12 protein-coding genes are annotated in these 19,676 nt (G+C 68.4%); 5 read left to right on the top strand and 7 right to left on the bottom strand.

Going from position 1 to position 19,676, the window contains the following annotated elements; all coding sequences use genetic code 11:
* Positions 1-308 precede the first annotated feature (308 nt).
* Both EO170_RS14550 and EO170_RS14545 read left to right on the top strand, forming a co-directional pair.
* Positions 309-947 (top strand): alpha-ketoglutarate-dependent dioxygenase AlkB, encoded by a 639-nt coding sequence (locus EO170_RS14550; protein ID WP_126945950.1) that lies wholly within the window; start codon positions 309-311, stop codon positions 945-947.
* Between the two features lie 422 nt (positions 948-1,369).
* Positions 1,370-3,064, top strand: a complete 1,695-nt coding sequence (locus tag EO170_RS14545; RefSeq protein WP_126945947.1) for an FAD-dependent oxidoreductase — start codon at positions 1,370-1,372, stop codon at positions 3,062-3,064.
* Between the two features lie 193 nt (positions 3,065-3,257).
* Here the strand turns inward: EO170_RS14545 and EO170_RS14540 are convergent, their stop codons facing one another.
* The gene (locus EO170_RS14540; protein ID WP_104582379.1) at positions 3,258-4,004 is read right to left on the bottom strand and encodes an EAL domain-containing protein; all 747 of its coding nucleotides are present in this window, start codon (positions 4,002-4,004) and stop codon (positions 3,258-3,260) included.
* A 148-nt stretch (positions 4,005-4,152) separates the two neighbouring features.
* On the opposite strand from EO170_RS14540, the gene EO170_RS14535 reads away from it, so the two are divergent.
* Positions 4,153-4,797 (top strand): HD domain-containing protein, encoded by a 645-nt coding sequence (locus EO170_RS14535; RefSeq protein WP_053045332.1) that lies wholly within the window; start codon positions 4,153-4,155, stop codon positions 4,795-4,797.
* A gap of 933 nt (positions 4,798-5,730) precedes the next feature.
* A complete protein-coding gene (locus EO170_RS14520; RefSeq protein WP_126945941.1) occupies positions 5,731-8,283 on the top strand; it encodes an excinuclease ABC subunit UvrA in 2,553 nt (850 codons plus the stop codon).
* Positions 8,284-8,794: 511 nt separating this feature from the next.
* On the opposite strand, the gene EO170_RS14510 is transcribed toward EO170_RS14520, so the two are convergent.
* Positions 8,795-11,077 carry a glycoside hydrolase family 3 N-terminal domain-containing protein gene (locus tag EO170_RS14510; protein ID WP_126945938.1) on the bottom strand — a complete coding sequence of 761 codons (2,283 nt, stop codon included), beginning with the start codon at positions 11,075-11,077 and terminating at the stop codon, positions 8,795-8,797.
* Positions 11,078-11,248: 171 nt separating this feature from the next.
* Here EO170_RS14510 and EO170_RS14505 point away from each other — a divergent pair, with 171 nt between their 5' ends.
* The gene (locus EO170_RS14505) at positions 11,249-11,755 is read left to right on the top strand and encodes a YetF domain-containing protein (protein WP_126945935.1); all 507 of its coding nucleotides are present in this window, start codon (positions 11,249-11,251) and stop codon (positions 11,753-11,755) included.
* An 81-nt stretch (positions 11,756-11,836) separates the two neighbouring features.
* On the opposite strand, the gene EO170_RS14500 is transcribed toward EO170_RS14505, so the two are convergent.
* Genes EO170_RS14500 through EO170_RS14480 form a run of 5 tightly spaced genes read right to left on the bottom strand, consistent with a single transcriptional unit; the run spans position 11,837 to position 19,578 of the window.
* On the bottom strand, positions 11,837-13,000 hold the full coding sequence (locus tag EO170_RS14500) for an SGNH/GDSL hydrolase family protein (RefSeq protein WP_126946065.1): 1,164 nt from the start codon (positions 12,998-13,000) through the stop codon (positions 11,837-11,839).
* A gap of 35 nt (positions 13,001-13,035) precedes the next feature.
* Positions 13,036-13,788 carry a glucose 1-dehydrogenase gene (locus tag EO170_RS14495; RefSeq protein ID WP_104582383.1) on the bottom strand — a complete coding sequence of 251 codons (753 nt, stop codon included), beginning with the start codon at positions 13,786-13,788 and terminating at the stop codon, positions 13,036-13,038.
* Positions 13,789-13,838: 50 nt separating this feature from the next.
* The gene (locus tag EO170_RS14490) at positions 13,839-15,149 is read right to left on the bottom strand and encodes an MFS transporter (RefSeq protein WP_126945932.1); all 1,311 of its coding nucleotides are present in this window, start codon (positions 15,147-15,149) and stop codon (positions 13,839-13,841) included.
* Positions 15,146-17,389, bottom strand: a complete 2,244-nt coding sequence (locus tag EO170_RS14485; protein ID WP_126945929.1) for an oligoalginate lyase — start codon at positions 17,387-17,389, stop codon at positions 15,146-15,148. The genes EO170_RS14490 and EO170_RS14485 overlap by 4 nt, the downstream gene beginning before the upstream one ends.
* Complete coding sequence (locus tag EO170_RS14480; protein WP_241239450.1) at positions 17,386-19,578, bottom strand: polysaccharide lyase 6 family protein; 2,193 nt, start codon at positions 19,576-19,578, stop codon at positions 17,386-17,388. The genes EO170_RS14485 and EO170_RS14480 overlap by 4 nt, the downstream gene beginning before the upstream one ends.
* Positions 19,579-19,676 lie beyond the last annotated feature (98 nt).

Here is a 19,676-nt window from a genome sequence, read left to right as displayed (position 1 = left end):
GCGAACGGTTCCAGGCGGATGCAGCGCCGGACCGTAGCACAGCTGTCGGGCCTGATCGCATGGCATCCATGGCTGCATCGTTGAGCTCGCTAACCCGTGCGCGGGCCGCGGTGGGCGATGGACGCGCGGACCGCCACGGGCTGCCAGCCTTGCGCGCAGGAGGCTGCGGGTGCGTAGCTCGGTCGTCTTCCTGCACGCAGCAGCTCCTTGCAGCAGATGCGAGACAGCGTGCACCTGCACTGCTTCGGCCGCAGGCAAGCGCAACGCCCGGCTGCTGAAATCGCGCAAACCGCCCGCATATGATCCTGATGGATCTGTTCGATGCTCCCACCGCGCCGGTGCAGCTGCTGCACGATGCGCAAGGCGGCGTGCGCTATTGGCCGCAGCTGCTGGCACCTGCCGTGGCGCAGCAGTGCTTTGCCGCGCTACGCCAGGCGACCGACTGGCGCAGCCAGCGCCGCGAGATGTATGACCGTGTGGTGGAGGTGCCGCGCCTGCTGGCCTCGTATCGGCTGGATGCGCCGCTGCCGCCCGGGCTGCCGCTGCAGGCGCTGCTCGCTGCGGTGCAGGCCGTGTTGCCTGCCCCGTACAACGCGGTGGGCCTGAATCTTTATCGCGACGGCCGCGACAGCGTGGCGATGCATCACGACAAGCTGCAGACGCTGCAGGCGCCGCATCCGATTGCACTGGTGTCACTGGGCGCGACGCGGCGGATGCAGCTGCGCGCAAAGGACGGCAACACGCGTGCGATCGGTGTGGAGCTGGCACCCGGCAGCCTGCTGGCGATGAGCCATGCCTCGCAACTGAGCCACGAGCACGGCATTGCCAAGACCGCACGTGCGGTGGGTGAGCGCATCAGCGTGGTGTTTCGCGTGCGTCCGGCCGAGCGCATGGCCGCCGGCCAGCACGGGCCGCACTGGGAGCAGGTGCAACCAGCGCGTGGCTGAGAAGGCGTGGTGCACGTTTGTCGGCGTGCTGCGGAGCAAGCGGAGTAACCAGAGCAACCCGAGCAACAGCAGCAACAGTAGCGACAGTAGCGACAGGTAACCGGAGCAATCGAAGCGTTCGAGCGCGGCGTACCGGCAGCGGCTCCAGGGCCGTGTTCGCTTGGCGGCCAGCGCAGCGGCTGCGTCAGTTACGTTCTGCGCGCACGGTTGAGGCTGGTCGTGCCGATCGCTGCCGGTGGGCGTGCGATGCGCTGATACCTGCGTGATGCGTTGTGCCTGCGCGAACACCGCACTGACGTACCCACCCGTGCTGGTCGTGCATGCGCGCTCTGTCGCGCCCGGCATGGCCCATTCGGGTGATTGCCATCGCCCTCACGGCTGGCCATGCTTGCATGCACTCCCCCCCTCAGCGTCGCCCCTCCATGTCCCTGGCCGATACCCGCCACCATCAGATGTTTCCCGAGCTGGACTCGGGCCAATTGGCGATCACGCGGCGTTTTGCCAGCGGGCCGGCGCAGCGTTTCGCTGCCGGCGAGATCGTCTTCGACGTGGGCGATGCGCACGCGCCGGTGTGGGTGGTGCTGGAAGGCGCCATCGAAGTGGTCCGGCGCGACGGGCTGGGCAACGAAAAGCCGGTCACCTCGCACACGCCCGGGCAGTTCACCGGTGAGGTGAGTCAACTCGCCGGGCGCGCGTCGCTGGCCGGCGGACGTGCCGGGCCGCAGGGCTGCCTGGCGCTGCCGTTCGATACTGCGCATCTGCGCGCGCTGATGATCAGCTCGGCCGAAGTGGGCGAGGTGGTGATGCGTGCGTTGATCCTGCGCCGGGTCGGCCTGATCGAAGGCGATGCCTCCGGCTCGGTGCTGATCGGCGAGCCGGACGATCCGCACCTGACCCGGTTGCAGGGCTTTCTGACCCGCAACGGTTACCCGAACACGGTGATCGATGCCTCCGACGAGGAAGGCCGCGCGTTGGTGCAGCGCTTCGGCATCCAGGAGCAGGAGTTGCCGGTGATGGTGTGCCCCAGCGGGCGGGTGCTGCGCCAGCCCAGCGATGCCGAAGCGGCGCTTTGCCTGGGCATGACCCCGGATATCGACCCGGACAAGCGCTACGACGTGGCGATTGTCGGCGCCGGCCCGGCCGGCCTGGCGACGGCGGTGTACGCCGCGTCCGAAGGCCTGTCGGTGCTGGTGCTGGACCAGCGCGCCATCGGCGGGCAGGCCGGCGCCTCGGCACGGATCGAGAACTACCTGGGCTTTCCGACCGGCATTTCCGGCCAGGCGCTGGCCGGGCGCGCCTACAACCAGGCGTTGAAATTCGGCGCCGAGCTGGCGATTCCGATCGAGGCCGGCACGCTGGAATGCGGGCGCGACGACGGCGCGCTGAAGCTGGATCTGGCCGACGGCAAACAGCTGCTGGCCAGCACCGTGGTGATCGCCTCGGGCGCGCGTTACCGGCGTCCGGAGATCGACGGGCTGGAGCGTTTCGAAGGCCATGGCGTGTCGTACTGGGCCTCGCCGGTGGAAGCACGGCTGTGCGAGGGCGGGGTGGTGGCGCTGGTGGGCGGCGGCAATTCCGCCGGCCAGGCGGTGGCGTTCCTGGCACCGCGGGTGAAGGAACTGCACCTGATCATTCGCGGCGAAGGGCTGGAATCGTCGATGTCGCAATATCTGATCGACCGCATCGCCGTGCTGCCGAACGTGCAGCTGCATGCCGGCACCGAAGTGTCCGCGCTGGAGGGCGATCCGGAGCGCGGCCTGCAGGCGGCGGTGTTGCGCACGCGCGCCGACGGGCAGACCACGCGGGTGGAGTTGCGGCATCTGTTCCTGTTCGTCGGCGCCGACCCCAACACCGGTTGGCTGCAGCAATGCGTCGAGATGGACAAGCGCGGTTTCGTCGTCACCGGCAACGCGCGTGGGGATGGCGTGCCGGCCTGCCTGCCGCTGGAAACCAACCGCCCCGGCGTGTTCGCCATCGGCGATGTGCGGGCCGGTTCGGTCAAGCGGGTGGCCGCGGCGGTGGGCGAGGGCGCGGCGGTGGTCGCGCAGATCCATCAATACCTGGCACATCAGGCCAACCCGGTGCCGGCTTCCGAGCTGGCCAGCGCTGGGGAATAGGGAATCGGGAATCGGGAATCGGAAGAGCGAGTGGTTGTGGCGGCTCGACTCTTCCGTTCCCAGGCCATCAGGCTGTTACCACTCGGTACGCGCGATCTGAGGTCGTTGGCTCCACGCATCGTCACACTGCGTGCGCCGGCAGCTGCCGGGGCCGCAGCGGAGCTACACGCTGGCGTGGTGGCGCGCCTGATGCCTAGTCTGGCCAATGCACCTGTGGCAGTTCGCCGATCTGCGGGCGGGCGAACAGGTAGCCTTGCTGCAGGTGGATGCCCATGTCGCGCAGGGCGCGGCATTCGTCCGGGTGTTCGATGCCTTCGGCGATGACGGCGATCCCGAGTTCTTCGCACATGCGGGTGGTGTGGCGGACGATGGCCTGGCGGCTGCGGTCGGCGTCGATGCCGCGCACCAGGGCGATGTCCAGCTTGAGCAGGTCCGGCTGGAAGTCGGCCAGCAGGCCGAGGCCGGAATAGCCGGCGCCGAAGTCGTCGATGGCAGTCTTCAGGCCGCGTGCCTGGTAGGTGCGCATGATGTCGAGCAGATGCGCCGGCTCGGCCAGGTGTTCCTGTTCGCTGACCTCGAAGATGATGGCGTCCAGTGGCCAGCCGTACTGTGCGGTGGCCGAGAGCGTGGCGCGCAGGCAGTGTTCGGGGTTGTAGACCGCATTGGGCATGAAGTTGATCGACAGCAAGGCCGGCAGCGGGATCTGCGCGGCACATTCAATCGCCTTGATGCGGCACGCCTGGTCGAAGGCGTAGCGGTTGCGCTCATCCACGGCGGCCAGGATGCTGCCGGCCGATTCGCCATTGACCCCGCGCACCAGCGCTTCGCCGGCGTAGATGCTGCGGGTGGACACGTCCACGATCGGCTGGAACGCCATGGTGATGGCGGTGGGAAAGTCCTGGCCGTCGCGGCAGGCGTTGCAAACGGGAAGCGTGGGCATGGCTGGGCAATCGTGCGGCGTGGGGTGAGCGTAGCGGTATCGGCCGCAACGCCGCGTCATTGAGTCTGCACACGCATCCTCGCGCGATCCTCACCCGGCGCGTCACCGCGCTCGGCGATAATGCCTCCTCGCTCGCATCGGACGCCCCATGACCGCTCTTACCGAACGTTACGCCCTGGCCGTGGATTACGCGCGCATCGCCCATGCCGGGCAGGTCCGCAAGGGCACGCAGATTCCGTATCTGAGCCACTTGCTGGGGGTGTCCACGCTGGTGCTGGAATGCGGCGGCGACGAAGAACAGGCCATTGCCGGGCTGCTGCACGATGTGGTGGAAGATTGCGGCGGCGGCCATGAGGCCTCGATCCGCGCGCAGTTCGGCGACGCGGTGGCCGACATCGTGATGGCATGTACCGATGCCACCGCCGAAGACAAGGCCGAGGTGGACAACACCGACAGCGCGCGCAAACGCGACTGGCGCGAACGCAAGCTGGCCTATCTGGACCACCTGCGCAACACGCCCGAGCGCGCCTTGCTGGTGTCCGGCTGCGACAAGCTCTATAACGCGCGCACCATCGTGCAGGACCTGGAAAACCCGGCCGTGGGCCAGGACATCTTCAACGTGTTCACCGCCGGGCGCGCCGGCACGCTGTGGTATTACGGCGAGCTGGAAGCGATCTTCCGCACGCGCGATGCCGCCACCGCGCGGTTGTTCACTGGCGTGGTGACACGCATGCAGGCCTTGGCCGAGACCGGCGAGCAGCCGGTGCCGGTGCCGGCGCACGCGCTGGGCTGATCGCGTTTTACGCAGCTGATCTGCGACCTGGCAGCAGGGCCCTTGCCCGCCAGCTATTGCGGAACACGTCTCTGTAGGCGCTTACGCGGGATCCATGCCGCGTAGGTAGCTTGAATGAATGCGTGGTTGTTGGGTGATAGGGCTGCGGCCTGGCTGCAGGGCCCTTGCCCGCCCACCATCGCGGGACACGCCGCAAGTACGTCCATGTAGGCTCCGGCGCGGCATCCATGCCGCTCAGGGTCCCGCGACGGTGAGCGGGCAAGGACCAGTCGGGATAGTCGGTGCGCATGGAAGAGCAGTGCTGGATGCGCCTCGTTCGATCATGAATCGGTTGCACGTCTGATGCACGCCGCACGAAAAACAGCTTTCCGAACGAGCGTCGACCAACTGTCTGGTGCGGTGAGGGCGCCGCGCACTCGACGCTGCGCGTTGGCTGCAGGGCCCTTGCCCGCCCACCATCGCAGGACACGCCGCAAGTACGTCCATGTAGGCTCTGGCGCGGTATCCATGCCGCTCAAGGTCCCGCGACGGTGAGCGGGCAAGGGCCAGTCGAGATGGTCGGTATGCGCAGTTACAAGCAGGGCGTGGCGTGCGTTGTTCGAATCAGGTGCGTCCGACTAGTTCCCCGCGCAAGCCGAGCGAAACGCTTTCAATAAAATAGCCGACTAACTTCCTGTTGCGGTGTCCTCGCCGGTTGCGGGACCGTGTGGCGGCATGGATGCCGCCACCGAGCCCCCCAGGGAAGGGTTCACGGCGTGTCCTGCAAGCGGTGAGGGCGCCGCGCCCTCGACGCTGCGCGTTTGCTGCAGGGCCTCGATTGACGCATTTCAAGGCGATCAGCGCCAGGCGCCGCAGCACTGGCCGTTGCCCCTGACATCGGCTGCATGCGTCCCGCGCTAGGCTAGTGCGTTGTCGAATGTCGGTCTGGTGGTCATGTCCAACGCAATCTCGTCATCCTCCGGCCTGGTGCGCGTGCGCGGTGCGCGCGAGCACAACCTCAAGAACGTGGACGTGGACATCCCGCGCGATGCGCTGGTGGTGTTCACCGGTGTGTCCGGCTCGGGCAAGTCGTCGCTGGCGTTCGGTACCGTGTTCGCCGAAGCGCAGCGGCGCTACCTGGATTCGATCTCGCCATATGCGCGGCGCCTGATCGACCAGGTCGGCGTGCCGGAGGTGGATTCCATCGAGGGCCTGCCGCCGGCGGTGGCCTTGCAGCAGGCGCGCGGCGCGCCGAGTGCGCGCTCGTCTGTGGGCAGCGTCACCACCATCTCCAATTCCCTGCGCATGCTGTATTCGCGTGCGGGCAGCTATCCGCCGGGGCAGGACATCATCTATGCCGACGGCTTTTCGCCCAATACCCCCGCCGGTGCCTGCCCGACCTGCCACGGCCTGGGGCGCATCTACGATGCGACCGAAGCGACCATGGTGCTGGATCCCACGCTGAGCATCCGCGATCGCGCGGTCGCCGCCTGGCCCGGTGCCTGGCATGGCCAGAACCTGCGCGACATCCTCACCACGCTCGGCCACGACGTGGACCTGCCGTGGCACACGCTGCCGAAGAAGACCCGCGACTGGATCCTCTACACCGACGAGCAACCGGTGGTGCCGGTGTATGCCGGCTACAGCCTGGACGAGGTCAAGCGCGCGCTGCGCCGCAAGGAGGAGCCCAGCTACATGGGCACCTTCACCAGTGCGCGGCGCTATGTGCTGCACACCTTTGCCACCACGCAGAGTGCGCAGATGAAAAAGCGCGCGGCGCAGTACCTGATCAGCACGCAGTGCCCGCAGTGCGACGGCAAGCGGCTGCGGCGCGAAGCGCTGTCGGTGACGTTTGCGGGCCTGGACATCGGCGAGCTGTCGCGGCGGCCGCTGGACGAGGTGGCCGACTTGCTGCGCCCGGCTGCCGACGCTGCCGATGGCCAGCGCAAGCGCAACGGCAAGCGCAGGCAGGCCGACACGCATCCCGAGCAGGCGATCGCCGCGCAACGCATCGCCGCCGACCTGCGCGCGCGGATCGCCGTGGTGCAGGCGCTGGGCCTGGGTTATCTCAGCCTGGAGCGCAGCACACCGACGCTGTCGCCGGGCGAGCTGCAACGGCTGCGGCTGGCCACGCAGATCCGCTCGCAGCTGTTTGGCGTGGTGTATGTGATGGACGAGCCATCGGCCGGCCTGCACCCGGCCGATGCGCAGGCCTTGCTGGGCGCGCTGGATCAGCTCAAGGCCGCGGGCAATTCGGTATTCGTGGTCGAACACGAGGTGGATGTGATCCACCACGCCGACTGGATCGTCGATGTCGGCCCGGCGGCCGGCGTGCACGGCGGGCAGGTGCTGTACAGCGGGCCGCCGGCGGGACTGGAGCAGGTGGAAGCCTCGTCCACGCGCCGCTACCTGTTCGGCACCCCGCCACAGGTGCACAGCCACGCGCGTGCGGCCACCGGTTGGCTGCAGCTGCGCGGCATCACCCGCAACAATGTGCGCGACCTGGATGTGGACCTGCCGCTGGGTGTGTTCACCACCGTGACCGGCGTGTCCGGCTCGGGCAAGTCGTCGCTGGTGAGCCAGGCGTTGGTGGAATTGCTCGGCGCCCATCTTGGACAGGCGCAGGCAGAGGACGACGAAGCGCTGGATCCGCTGGAGCGCGGCACGCAGGTGCCGCTGGGCGGCGCGATCGTCGGCGGGCTCGACCAGGTGCGGCGCCTGGTGCGTGTGGATCAAAAGCCGATCGGCCGCACGCCACGCTCCAATCTGGCCACCTACACCGGCCTGTTCGACCCGGTGCGCAAGTTGTTTGCGGCCACACCGGCCGCACGCCGCCGCCGTTACGACCCGGGGCAGTTTTCGTTCAATGTCGCCAAGGGCCGCTGCGCCACCTGCGAGGGCGAGGGCTCGGTGCACGTGGAATTGCTGTTCATGCCCAGCGTCTACGCGCCATGCCCCACCTGCCACGGCGCGCGCTACAACGCCAGGACCCTGGAGATCGCGCTGCGTGGCCACACCATTGCGCAGGTGCTGGAGATGACGGTGGACCAGGCCGCCACGTTCTTTGCCGACGATGCCAGCGTGCTGCGCCCGCTGCAGGTGTTGCGCGAAGTGGGGCTGGGCTATCTGCGGCTTGGCCAGCCGGCGACCGAACTGTCCGGTGGCGAGGCGCAGCGCATCAAGCTGGCGACCGAACTGCAACGCGCGCAGCGACGCGACACCGTGTACGTGCTGGACGAGCCGACCACCGGCCTGCATCCGGCAGACGTGGATACCTTGATGCGGCAGCTGCAAGGCCTGGTGGAAGCCGGCAATACGGTCATCGTGGTCGAACACGACATGCGCGTGGCCGCCAGCAGCGATTGGGTGCTGGACATGGGGCCGGGCGCGGGCGGTGCGGGTGGCGCCGTCGTGGTGGCCGGTGCGCCGGAGGCGGTTGCGCGGCAGCGTGGCAGCCGCACTGCGCCGTTCCTGGCAGAGGTGTTGCGCGGAAATACGATCGGCTAACAAAGCTTTCGAAGGTTGTAGCGATGGCGTCAGCATGTTGGCTAGACATGCCTTCGATGACGAGTGAATCGATGTCGGCATGGCAGCGAGTTGCTCGCGTCGAAGAACGCCGATCAGATCGCACTGCGTCTCATCACATCGCAGGGCACGGCATCACTGCTCCTGACCATGCACACCGACCATCCCGACGGGTCCTTGCCCACCCACCGTCGCGGGACCTTACGCGGCATGGATGCCGCGTAAGAGCCTACAAGGACGTACTTGCGGCGTGTCCTGCGATGGTGGGCGGGCAAGGACCCCGCAGCAAACCCGCAGATCGTCCGCTGTAAACCGGGGCACACGCACCGTCCAATCTCTCAAGACCCAGCCCCCTCTCAAGGCGACCGAGAGCGTGAGCGTCAGCGCAATGGGGATATGTTCCCGAGCCAACCTGGGCACGATGCCCTCTGCGTGAGCGAGACACGCCCCGTATCCATCCCCTGAGCTGAGCCATTCCGATTGCCGCTGGCGCTCAGCCCATCAATTCAAAACTTGCAGACACGCCCTCGGCCTCCGACGAGGGCGCCACCCAGAGATCGAATACGCCAGGCTCTACCGTCGGCTGCAATGCCTGGCCGATAAACAGCAGGTCCTCACGGCGCAGCACGAACTCCACCGCGACGCTGCCGCCTGCCGGCACCGCCAGCTTGCGGAAGTCCTTCAGTTCGCGCACCGGGCGGGTGACGCTGGCGCTGCGGTCGCGGATGTAGAGCTGCGCCACTTCCTCGGCATCGCGGGTGCCGCGGTTGTGGATGCGCGCGCTGATGCGCAGGCTGCCGGTCGCCGCCAGCCGTGCATCGCTCAGGCGCAGCTCGCCGTATTCGATGCGGCCATAGGTCAGGCCATGCCCGAACGGAAACAACGCGGCATTGGGCGCGGTGCGGTAGCGGGTCTTGAACGGTTGCAAGGCATCCGGGCGCGGGTCGGCACGGCCGCTTGGCTTGTGCGCATAGCTGTAGGGCAGCTGCCCGGATGCATGCGGAAAACTCACCGGCAAGCGCCCGGACGGACCGTGCTCGCCGAACAGGATGTCGGCCAGCGCGGCGCCCGATGCCGAGCCCAGGAACCAGCCGACCAGGATCGCCGGCGCCTTGAGTACCGGGCCATCGATCACCAGCGCACGGCCGTTGCTGAGCACCACCACCACCGGCGTGCCGGTGGCCGCCACCGCCGCCAGCAGCGCTTGCTGCCCGGAGGGGATGACGATCTCGCTGCGCGACTGCGCTTCGCCGGAGTAGCGCATCGGCTCGCCGATTGCCAGCACCGCCACATCGGCGGATGCCGCTGCGGTGACGGCTGCCTGCACGCCACCGGGCAGGCCATGTTCGAAGTCGCAGCCTTGCACCACCTGCAAGCTGCCCGGGTCGCGCAGCCGCGCGCGCAGTGCGGTGGCCAGGTCGTTGCCGCTGTCGTCGCCGCCGAACAGGCTCCATGGGCCGGCGGTGTCGGTCCAGTTGCGTGCCATCGGCCCGATCAGCGCGATGCGTTGCCCTTGCGTCTTGAGCGGCAGCAGCTCGCCATCGTTCTTGAGCAGCACGATGGATTTGCGTGCCGCCTCGCGTGCCAGCGCCAGTGTTTCGGGGCGCCGCTGCCGTGCCTGTGCGCGTGCCGGCACGATGCGCAGGAACGGATCGTCGAACAATCCAAGCGCGGCCTTGAACTGCAGCACGCGGCGTACCGATGCATCCAGTTGCACCATGGTCACCTCGCCGGCGGCCACCAGCGCCGGCAGATGCTGCAGGTACAGCCCGCTCTGCATGCTGATGTCCACACCGGCCAGGAACGCCAGCTTGGCTGCCTCGCGCGCATCGCTGGCGATCCCGTGCCCGATCAGCTCCAGATCGCCGGTGTAGTCGGACACCACCAGGCCGCGGTAGTCCCACTCGCCGCGCAGCACCTCGCTCAGCAACCAGCGATTGGCCGTGGCAGGGATGCCGGCGATCTCGCTGAACGCCGCCATCGTGGTCACTGCGCCGGCATCGAACGCGGCCTGGAACGGCGGGAAGTAGACCTCGCGCAGGCTGCGCTCGGAGATGTCGACGGTGTTGTAGTCCAGGCCCGCTTCGGCGGCGCCGTAGGCGGCAAAATGCTTGGGGCAGGCGGCCAGTGCATCGGCATGATCCAGTCCTTCGCCCTGGAAGCCGCGCACGCGCGCCTGCGCAAACCGCCGGCCAAGCAGCACGTCTTCGCCACTGCCTTCCACGCCGCGCCCCCAGCGCGCATCGCGTGCGATATCCACCATCGGTGCGAACGTCCAGTCGATGCCGACTGCGCTGGCTTCCAGTGCGGCGGCGCGCGCGGTGCGTTGTGCCAGCGCCGGCTCGAAGCTGGCGGCCTCGGCCAGCGGCACCGGAAACACCGTGGTGAACCCGTGGATCACATCGGCGGCGAACAGCAGCGGAATCTTCAGCCGGCTCTGCAGCGCGGCCTGCTGCAGTTGCCGGTGCCACAGCACATTGGAGCCATTGAAGATGCCGCCCACCCGCCCGGCACGTACGGCGGCAAGCTGGCCCTCGGCGGTGGGCACGGTGTTGACCGGATTGGCCGCCGCCGCCGCATCGGTCTGTTGCGCCGAACCGGACAGCGTCAGCTGGCCGGCCTTTTCCTCCACGCTCATGCGCGCAATCAACGCATCGATAAAGGCCGGCGCCGCGGCCGCACGCCGCGGCAACGCAAACCCTACCGGCAGCTGTGCCGACAACGCTGCCGACGCGGCACCCAGCAGCAACCCGCGACGTGTGATTCCAGTCCCCATGCCCGCCATCCCCGTGTGTCCAGGCCAGACGCTAACGGATCGCCAGCGAAAAGCCGTGCTGCGGTGCACGAGGGGTGCCGAGTGGTCCGCCACGGTAACGCTGCGACAGCACGGCCCCTTCACCGTTTGCGCACTAGCGTGCGCCATCGATCAAACCGGTCAGGACACACGATGCTGGACGTGGAAACACGCGTGCGCTTCTACGAAATGATGCACCTGGGCATGCCGTGGTGGGAGTTCGTGCTGCGCGCAGTTGCGGTCTATACCGTGGTCCTGCTGTTGACGCGCCTGACCGGCAAACGCGCGCTGGGCCAATCCACGCCATTCGACGTGCTGCTGATCGTGCTGCTGGGAACCGCAGTGCAGAACTCGCTGATCGGCGAAGACGTCTCGTTGCTGGGCGGCATGATCCTGGCGGCCACCTTGCTGGTGTTGAACTGGCTGGTGGGCATGGCGACCGCGCGCAGCCGGCGGATCGATACCTGGGTGCAGGGCACCCCGGCGCTGCTGGCGCGTGGCGGGCAGATCTACTGGAAGGAACTGGTCCGCCACAACGTCAGCTATGCCGATTTCGAGGTGGCAAAACGCAAGGCCGATTGCCGCGACGATGCCGATATCGACATGGCGATCCTGGAGACCTCCGGGGAGATCAGCATCCTGAAAAAACGCCGGGGCTGAAGGCAGGCAAGCGTGCATGCGGCCGTGCCGCCACCGTGGCAGCGCGCCTGGCGCAGGCGCGTCACCGTGTGGCAAGGCGCCTCAGCGGGCCTTGCAGAACAACGACAGGTCCACTGATTCGGCCATGCGCTGGTAACCGGCATCGTTGGGATGCAGGAAGTCGCGGGTCAGCGCGGCAGGCAGCCACTCCGGCCTGGCGGGGTCGCGCAACGCGGCGTCGAAGTCGATCACCGCATCGAATGCCTGCCCGTCGCGGATGAACCCGTTGAGCGTCTGGCGCGTGGCCGCCGCCACCGGCTCGTAGCGGTCCGAGTTGCCGAACGGGGTCAGCGTGGCTCCGATCACGGCGATGCCGTGATGCTGCAGCCGGGTCACGATCTGGCGATAGCCCAGCACCATGTCGGCAGCAGTGCGGCCGGCAATCGCATCCGGCGGGCCGCTGTGGCGGATGTCGTTGATGCCCTCGAACAGGATCACCTGGTCCACGCCGGGCAGTGCCAGCACGTCGCGATCCAGCCGCGCCAGCGCGCTGGGGCTGCGGCCATCGTCGAGCAGCTTGTTGCCGCTGATGCCGGCGTTGAGCACCACCACGCTGCCGGGGCAACGCTGCTCCAGCCGCCTGGCCAGCAGGGCCGGCCAGTCGCCATTGGCGCCGCGCGTGGCGGTGGCGCCTTCGGTGATCGAATCGCCCAGCGCCACCACCACGGTCTGGCGGGGATGCGGCGGTTGCACGTAGAGGGCGGAGATGACGTTCTGGCGATATGCCAACGCCTTGCTGTCCGGCACCTCGGCCTGGCCCTTGACCACCCGCAGCGCGGTGCGGCGTACCGCCGGGCGCGCCGGCGTGGGGAAATACAGGCTGACTGCCACCTCGGCCAATGCCGGTGCGCGCAGCGGCACCGGGTCGCTGAGCAATACGCCGCCGGGCGGCACGGTGATGCTGGCGCGTCCGTCGAAGCGCAGCGGGTGCGTGTCCCCGGCGCCGCCGAGCAGGCGCGCCGTACCCGCACCGATCGTCAGCGGGGTGGTGCCCAGTTCGTTGCTGATGCGCACGCGCAGGGCCACCGCCGCACTGCCCAGGCGCATGTCCTGGCGCACCGTTTCATCGGCAAATTGCAGCGGCGTGTCGGCGCCGCCGTCGAGCCGGTCCGGCGTCGCCGAGGCGATCCAGGCCGGCACCCAGCGGGGTGCCGGGTGCGCAGTGGCCGGGCCTGCCAGCACGACACTCAATGTCGCAGTCATCATCCATCGCCAGACCATGCGCAGAACTCCTTTGTCGATCAGGAAAAGAACACGCCGCCGTTGACGTCCAGGTTGGCGCCGTTGATGAAGCTGGCCGCATCCGATGCCAGGTACAACGCCGCATCGGCGGCTTCCTCCGGGCGGCCTTCGCGCCGCAGCGGGGTGGCATTGGCGACGAAGGCGCGTACTTCCGGCTTGGTGAAATCGTCATGGAAGCGGGTGGCGATCATGCCGCAGCACAGTGCGTTGACGCGGATGCCGCGCGGGCCCAGTTCCTTGGCCATTGCGCGCGAGAACGTCATCACCGCCGCCTTGGCGGTGGCATAGATGGCCGCGCCCGGCCCCCCGCCATCGCGCCCGGCAAGCGAGGCGAAATTGACGATCGCGCCGCCTTCGCGCATATGCGGCGCCACCGCCTGGGTGGTCAGGTAGACCGATTTGAGGTTGAGGTCCATCACCTGATGGAAGAAGGCCTCGTCGATATCGGCCAGCGGCTTGCGCGCCAGCATGCCGCCGGCCACGTTGATCAGCACATCGATGTGCTGGCCGAAGGCGGTGCGCGTGGCGGTCAGCAGGCCGGCCACGGCGGTGGCATCGGTGACGTCGGCGCGGTGCAGGATGCCCTGGCCGCCGGCGGCCTGCAGCTGTGCCAGCGTGTCGCGCGCGCTGGCGTCGTCGTTGGCGTAGTTGATGCAGACCTTGGCGCCGGCAGCGGCCAGCTTGAGCGAGATGGCGCGGCCGATATCGCGGCCGCCGCCGGTGACGATGGCGACCTTGTCGTGGAAATGCATGCGGGTATGTCCTGTTGGTGTGGGGAAAGCGGAGTAGGCAGCGGGCACGGTCAGGTGCCCGGTGCGTCGAGTCGGTGGATGCGGCCGGTGACCAGCCACAGCGCGGCCAGCGAGGCCGGCACCAGCGCGGCGACCAGGATGAACATCGGTGCGTACGAGGTCGCGGTCATCACCGGTACCAGCCAGGTGGTGATCAGGGTGCCGGCCACCGCGGCCATGCCGCCGATGCCGGCCAGCGAGCCGACCGATTTACCGGCGAACAGATCGCCGGGCAGGGTCTGGATATTGCCGATGGCGATCTGGAAGCCGAACAGCACGGCGGCAATCGTCAGCACCGCCATGCGCGGGTCGGCCGCCTGCACGGCGCCCAGCAGCGCCGGCGCCATGATGGCCCCGCCCAGGGTGATGGTCCATTTGCGGGCGCGGTCCACGCTCCAGCCGGCCGCGATCAGGCGCCCGGACAGCCAGCCGCCGCACAGGCTGCCCAGCATCGCGCCGACGAACGGCACCCAGGCGAACGCACCGATCTGCTTGATGTCGAAGTGGAAGGTCTCGGCCAGGTAGATCGGCAGCCACGACACGAACAGCCACCAGATCGGATCCAGGAAGAACCGCGCCAGCACGATGCCCCAGCTTTGCCGGTGCGACATCAGCTGGCGCAGCGTGGGCAGGTAGGCCGGCGGCGGCGCGCTGCCGGCCTCGGGCGCATCCAGGATCAACGCCCGCTCGGCCGCGTCGACCCAGGGATGCCGGTCCGGCCCGGCACGGTAGATCACCAGCCACGGCAGCAACCAGAGCATGCCCAGCACGCCGACCAGCACGAAGGTGCCCTTCCAGCCGAAGGACAGGAACAGCAGCGCGATCAGCGGCGCCGAGACGATCGCGCCGATGGAGGCGCCGGCATTGAAGATGCCCTGCGCCAGCGCACGCTCGCGGGCGGGAAACCATTCCGCATTGGCCTTGACCGCGCCCGGCCAGGCGCCGGCTTCGCTGATGCCCAGCAGCGCGCGCACCACCGAGAACGCCATGATGGAGTGGGTGATGGCATGCAGCGCAATGGAGAGCGACCACACCGCGATGGACAAGGCAAAGCCGAGCCGGGTGCCGATGATGTCGAACAGCCGCCCGAACACGAACTGCCCGGCGGCATAGAACAGCATGAAGATGGTGACCAACAGCGCGTAGTCTTCCTTGGTGGCGCCGATGTCGCGCGAGATCGCCGGCCACATCACCGCCAGCGCGTTGCGGTCGATGTAGTTGATCACCGTGGCCACCGCGATCAGCGCCACGATCAGCCAGCGCACCGCCGAGCGTTTGCCCGCCGGGCGCGTGGGTGTGGTGGAGGTGGAGTCGGTGCTCATTTTTCACCTGCAGCGCGATCGAAGCGCGCGTAACCGCCGCGCCAGCGGTAGTGCTGGCCTCCGGCCTGCACCTGGTGGGCGCGTTGTGCATCGGCGTCGTCGGCCACCGCCAGCGCGATGCGCTGGCCGCCGACCAGGGTGAGCACGATCACCTCGGCATCGTCGCCGCGCACGCGCTCGATGGCGCGGATGCGGCTGTCGGCGCCATGCACGTATTCGGCGGTGCCGTTGTATTCGCCATGCGGTTCCAGCACGCCGAAGAAGCTGACGTTCGCCTGCCCATCGACACGCTGGATCAGCGCCGGTTCGCGGCGCAGGTTGAAGTCCGGATCGTTGGCGCCGCTTTCCACCAGCAGCGCACGCGCAGGCGCGCTGCTGCCGAAGCGGTAGCTGTAGAAGCGGCCGGCGAGCAGCCAGCTCAGGCTGCGCGTGTCGGCGCTCGCATCGCTGGAGGCATCCACCCACAGATGCTGATAGCCGTTGGCCTTGCCCAGCACCGGGCGTTGCGTCAGTGCGCGCTCTGCGGTGAAGCCGACCTGCATGATCTGCCCGTTGAAGTGCAGCGGCAGGTCGTAGCGCGCCGGCGCGCTGCCGCTGACGCGCAGCAGGTCGACCACCACCGGCAGGCGCAGCTGCGGGTGCGACAGCAGCGCCTGGGTGCGGGTGAAGCTGACCCCGTCGTAGGCCTGCTGCATGCGCGCCGAGGCGATCCGGGTGTCGGCACTGCTGGCGAACAGCAGCTGCGTCGGTGCGTGTTGCTCGCCCACCTTCCAGTCGCCATTGAAGTGGCTGGTCTCGTTCACCACCAGCGTGTTGTGCGCGATGGTCTGCTTGGCCCAGCTGCTGTTTTCCGGCAGATAGATGCCGCCGGCCTTGGCTTCCACATTCAGGAAACGCGCCGCGCCGTAGTCGGTGACCACGCGCTGGCCGTTGTCGTAGAACAGCCAGTTCAACTTGTCGAAATGGCCGTGGCCCATGCCTTGCGAGGTGTTCTTCATCACCAGCGTCTGGCCGTCGTCGCCGCCGCTGCGCAGGATCGCCAGCGCGCCCTGGTCGCCCTGTGCGCCATCGCGCAGCAACACGCTGCCGAAGGCGAACGGTTGGGCGCGGTCCTGCGCGAGCGCGCTGGCCACGGCCAGGCCTTCGGGCGTGAGCAGCACGCGGCGCTGGCGTTGTGCGATGGACAGCAGCTGTGCGTCGTGGGTCTGCGCGTAGGCGATGCCGATGCCGGCCACCAGTTCCTCGGTGTCCAGGCCCTTGTCGAGGATGGCGTCGTTGATCGGGAAGAAATAGCCGCCGTAGCTGCTCTGCACCAGGCTGTTTACGGCCTTGAGCAGCACGCCGTCGCGGCGCTGGAAGATGCGCTGCTGCGGCTGGTTGCGCGCGATCGCGTTGGCGAACAGCACGAACGGTGCCAGGGCATAGCGTTGGTAATACGGGCCTTCGGCGTAGTAGCCGTCCGGCGAGAACAGCTGGTCCACCTGGGCCAGGAAGCCGGCCTTGCCATCGCGCTTGCTGCCACGCAGCGCCTTGTCCACCAGCGCCTGGTCGCGCAGCACATAGCCGGTCATGCCGACGGCGGCCACCGCCCAGGTGGCGTGGTTGTGGATCTTGTCGAAGTTGTCTGCGCTTTCGTCGCACAAAAAGTGCGCCATGCGCGCGAACACGTCGCGGTCGATGGTGGCGCGGTCCTGCGCGCTGAGCGTGTCGCGGATGGCGTCGTAGCCCTGGCTTGCGTAGACCAGCCACACCGAGTCGTTCAAGGACTGCCAGAACAGCCGTCCCGGCACCTGGCCGCGCCCGGCCGGGTGTGCGCCCAGCGTGGGATACAGGCGCGCGTAGGCCAGCAACACGTCGCGCGCATAGTCGGCATAGGCGCGGTCGCCGGTGAGCCGGTACAGCGCGCCGGCTGCCTGGATGGCCTGGTAGTTGCGTTTGTGCTGTTCGTGGCTGGCGCCGCCGCCGGGGTCCCTGGGCACCGGCACGTCCACCCCGGCCCGCATCGCTGCGCGCACGCTGGCTTGTGCGCGTGCCTGTTCGCGGGCGAACACCGGCAGCCTGGCGCCATCGCTGGCCATGGCGCGCCATTGCTGGGCGGTGACCAGCACCGGTGCGGCATCGGTCGCGCGCGGTTGCGGCTGCGCCGCTTGCTCGGCCGCCGGTGACGGCGCAGCGATACAGGGCAGGGCGCTGCCGGCGCCGACCAGGACCAGCAGCAACAGGCGGGTGGAACGGGTCATAGCAGGGGCTCCGCTGCGTCGGCATGCAACGCCGGGGTGCGGACGAACCGGTTGCCGCTGGCGATCAGGTGGGGCGTGCCGGTGGTGTGCTGCGCCAGGATCGCGGCGCTGTCGACGAAGCGGTTGTTGCGCAGCGCGACGCGCTGCACGCCGTGCAGGCGCAGCGACGCATCCGCAGCGCGGCCGACCTGCGTGAAGTGCGAGTCGCTCAGCTGCAGCACCGGGCCGAAGGTGCTTTCATCGCGGCCGCCGCGATACAGGTCCAGCACCGGCCCGGCGACGCGGTGAAACTGCGACTGCTGCACCGTCACCTGTTCGACATTGTAGGTGCCACGGTCGTCGGTCTCGGCGCGTGCGGACAGCACCCGGCCGGAGACGTCTTCGACCAGCAATCTGTCCAGCAGGATGTGGTCGGCCAGGCTGCCCTTGCCGAGCGCGATCACATCGAAGCCGGGCTGGGCGTCCAGATGATGCAGGTGGGTGTCGCGCAGCGTGAGCTGGTACTGCGCCACGGCGGTGCCGGGGCTGGTGCGGATCACCGCGTTGCCCGGCTGTGCGGGCGCGGCGCGGCCATCGATCTCGAGCCGGGCCAGGCTGAGTGTGCCGCCAGGCGCGATCTGGAACAGCGCCGGCTGCGAAAAGCGGATCCGCGCACGCCCGTGTTGCGGGCCTTCCAGCGTCAGTGGCCGGTCCACGTCGAGGATGTCATCGACCTGGTAGCGCCCTGCATCCAGCTGCAGGCGATCGCCGGGGGCGGCGTGCGCCACGGCGTCGGTCAGGCTGGTCGGGCCCGGCCGCACGCGCGTACGGCGGCCGCTGTCGGTCACCGCCTGCGGCGCCTGCTTGGGATACCAGCTCACGCCCACCTGGTCGCGTGCGATGTAGCTCAGCGCCGGGTCGGCGCCGACGCCGGTGGCGTTGTCGGCGACCAGCAAGCCGGTGGCGGCGCGGGTCATCGTCACCTGGCGGCTGTCGACGCCGCCGGGCAGGCGGGTGGATGCCAGCGGGCTTTGCAGGTTGCCGGCAAACGCGATGCCGGACAGATCGCCCAGCACGCGCACCGGGTCGGTGGCGGCCACGATCAGGTTGCCGGCAAAGCGGCTGTTGATCGGCGCGGCGGTGCGCTCGGCATCCATGCCGGCACCGAAGAACAGCTGGTTGACGCTGACGAAGGTGTTGCGCTCGATGCGCGCCTGGTCCACCTGCACGTAGCGGTTGGCGGGCGAATTGGGCACCCCGTACATGATGCTCAGCGCCGACGAATAGCCATCCCCGGCCAGGTTTTCCAGGTAGTTGTGGCGCACGGTCTGCCGGCGGTTGATCACGCGGATGCCACCGGTGTTGGCCTTGCCATCGCCGAAGAACACGTTGCGCTCGACCAGGTTGCCATCGCCATGCCGCAGCACCAGCGCGCCGCGCGATTGCTTGAACACATTGCCGCGGTAGGTGTTGCCGCCGGACTTGTTGGAGACCACCTCCACCTCGCCGTCGCAGCTTTCGAACCAGTTGTTGTCCACCACCGAGTTGGAGGCGCTGTCGGCGTCGCTGCTGGTGCCGATGCGCAGCGTCTCGCCGCCATTGGCGCCCAGGTTGGGGCGTGGCCCGAACCAGTTGTGGTCGATGCGATGGCGATTGTCCAGGCCCTGGGTGGCGTCGCGCACCACCACCAAGGTGGGGCCGGCATTGGTCTTGCCGACCAGCTGGTTGTGGTCGAAGCGGTTGTCGCTGTCGTACAGCGCCACCCAGTTGTCCGAATCGTTGCGGGTGGGCTTGCTGAAGCCGTCCACCACCACCCGGGTAATGCGGCTGTGGCGCGCGCGTTCCTTGCTGGAGATGCGGTACGACAGCACCGCATCGCCCGGGCCGTGGCCGTCGCGGAACACCAGGTCCGACACCACCAGGTAGGTGCCGGCCATGCGCAGGTCGGAGGTGCCGCTGATGATCACCTTGCCGGGCGTCTGCGCGGTGAGGGTGATCGGCTGCTCGGCGGTGCCTTGCCCGCGCAGCACGATGGCGAAATCCCGCCACTGCCCATCGGCCAGCACGATGCGATCGCCGGCACGCAGCGCGGCCGCTGCCACGGCGTATTCGCCCTGGTCGTGCACCAGGTACGAGGTGGCCTGGGCCGAGCCGATCCAGGCGGGCGCGCACAGCAGCAACAGGCAGGCAAGGGAAAAGGGGGATCGCATCGGGATGCTCCTGGACGCTGGCGCGTCGGTGATGGCCGAGGGTAACAGTGCAGGCTGGATCGTCAACCAAAAGAGTAGTCCAGTTGGTTGCTATTGAA

It is taken from the genome of Xanthomonas sp. BRIP62409 (assembly GCF_003992965.1).
In the GTDB taxonomy this organism is placed as follows: Bacteria; Pseudomonadota; Gammaproteobacteria; order Xanthomonadales; family Xanthomonadaceae; genus Xanthomonas; species Xanthomonas euroxanthea.
The sequence above is the reverse complement of the archived record's forward strand: the minus strand, read 5'-3'. Positions and strand labels throughout refer to the sequence as shown.

What these genes read in the sequence shown, in the direction of transcription:
- EO170_RS14535 (WP_053045332.1), top strand. Translation starts at nt 4,153, where the DNA reads ATGACCGCTCTTACCGAACGTTACGCCCTGGCCGTGGATTACGCGCGC.
- EO170_RS14490 (WP_126945932.1), bottom strand. Translation starts at nt 15,149, where the DNA reads ATGAGCACCGACTCCACCTCCACCACACCCACGCGCCCGGCGGGCAAA.
- EO170_RS14495 (WP_104582383.1), bottom strand. Translation starts at nt 13,788, where the DNA reads ATGCATTTCCACGACAAGGTCGCCATCGTCACCGGCGGCGGCCGCGAT.
- EO170_RS14510 (WP_126945938.1), bottom strand. Translation starts at nt 11,077, where the DNA reads ATGGGGACTGGAATCACACGTCGCGGGTTGCTGCTGGGTGCCGCGTCG.
- EO170_RS14520 (WP_126945941.1), top strand. Translation starts at nt 5,731, where the DNA reads ATGTCCAACGCAATCTCGTCATCCTCCGGCCTGGTGCGCGTGCGCGGT.
- EO170_RS14540 (WP_104582379.1), bottom strand. Translation starts at nt 4,004, where the DNA reads ATGCCCACGCTTCCCGTTTGCAACGCCTGCCGCGACGGCCAGGACTTT.
- EO170_RS14480 (WP_241239450.1), bottom strand. Translation starts at nt 19,578, where the DNA reads ATGCGATCCCCCTTTTCCCTTGCCTGCCTGTTGCTGCTGTGCGCGCCC.
- EO170_RS14505 (WP_126945935.1), top strand. Translation starts at nt 11,249, where the DNA reads ATGCTGGACGTGGAAACACGCGTGCGCTTCTACGAAATGATGCACCTG.
- EO170_RS14500 (WP_126946065.1), bottom strand. Translation starts at nt 13,000, where the DNA reads ATGATGACTGCGACATTGAGTGTCGTGCTGGCAGGCCCGGCCACTGCG.
- EO170_RS14485 (WP_126945929.1), bottom strand. Translation starts at nt 17,389, where the DNA reads ATGACCCGTTCCACCCGCCTGTTGCTGCTGGTCCTGGTCGGCGCCGGC.
- EO170_RS14545 (WP_126945947.1), top strand. Translation starts at nt 1,370, where the DNA reads ATGTCCCTGGCCGATACCCGCCACCATCAGATGTTTCCCGAGCTGGAC.
- EO170_RS14550 (WP_126945950.1), top strand. Translation starts at nt 309, where the DNA reads ATGGATCTGTTCGATGCTCCCACCGCGCCGGTGCAGCTGCTGCACGAT.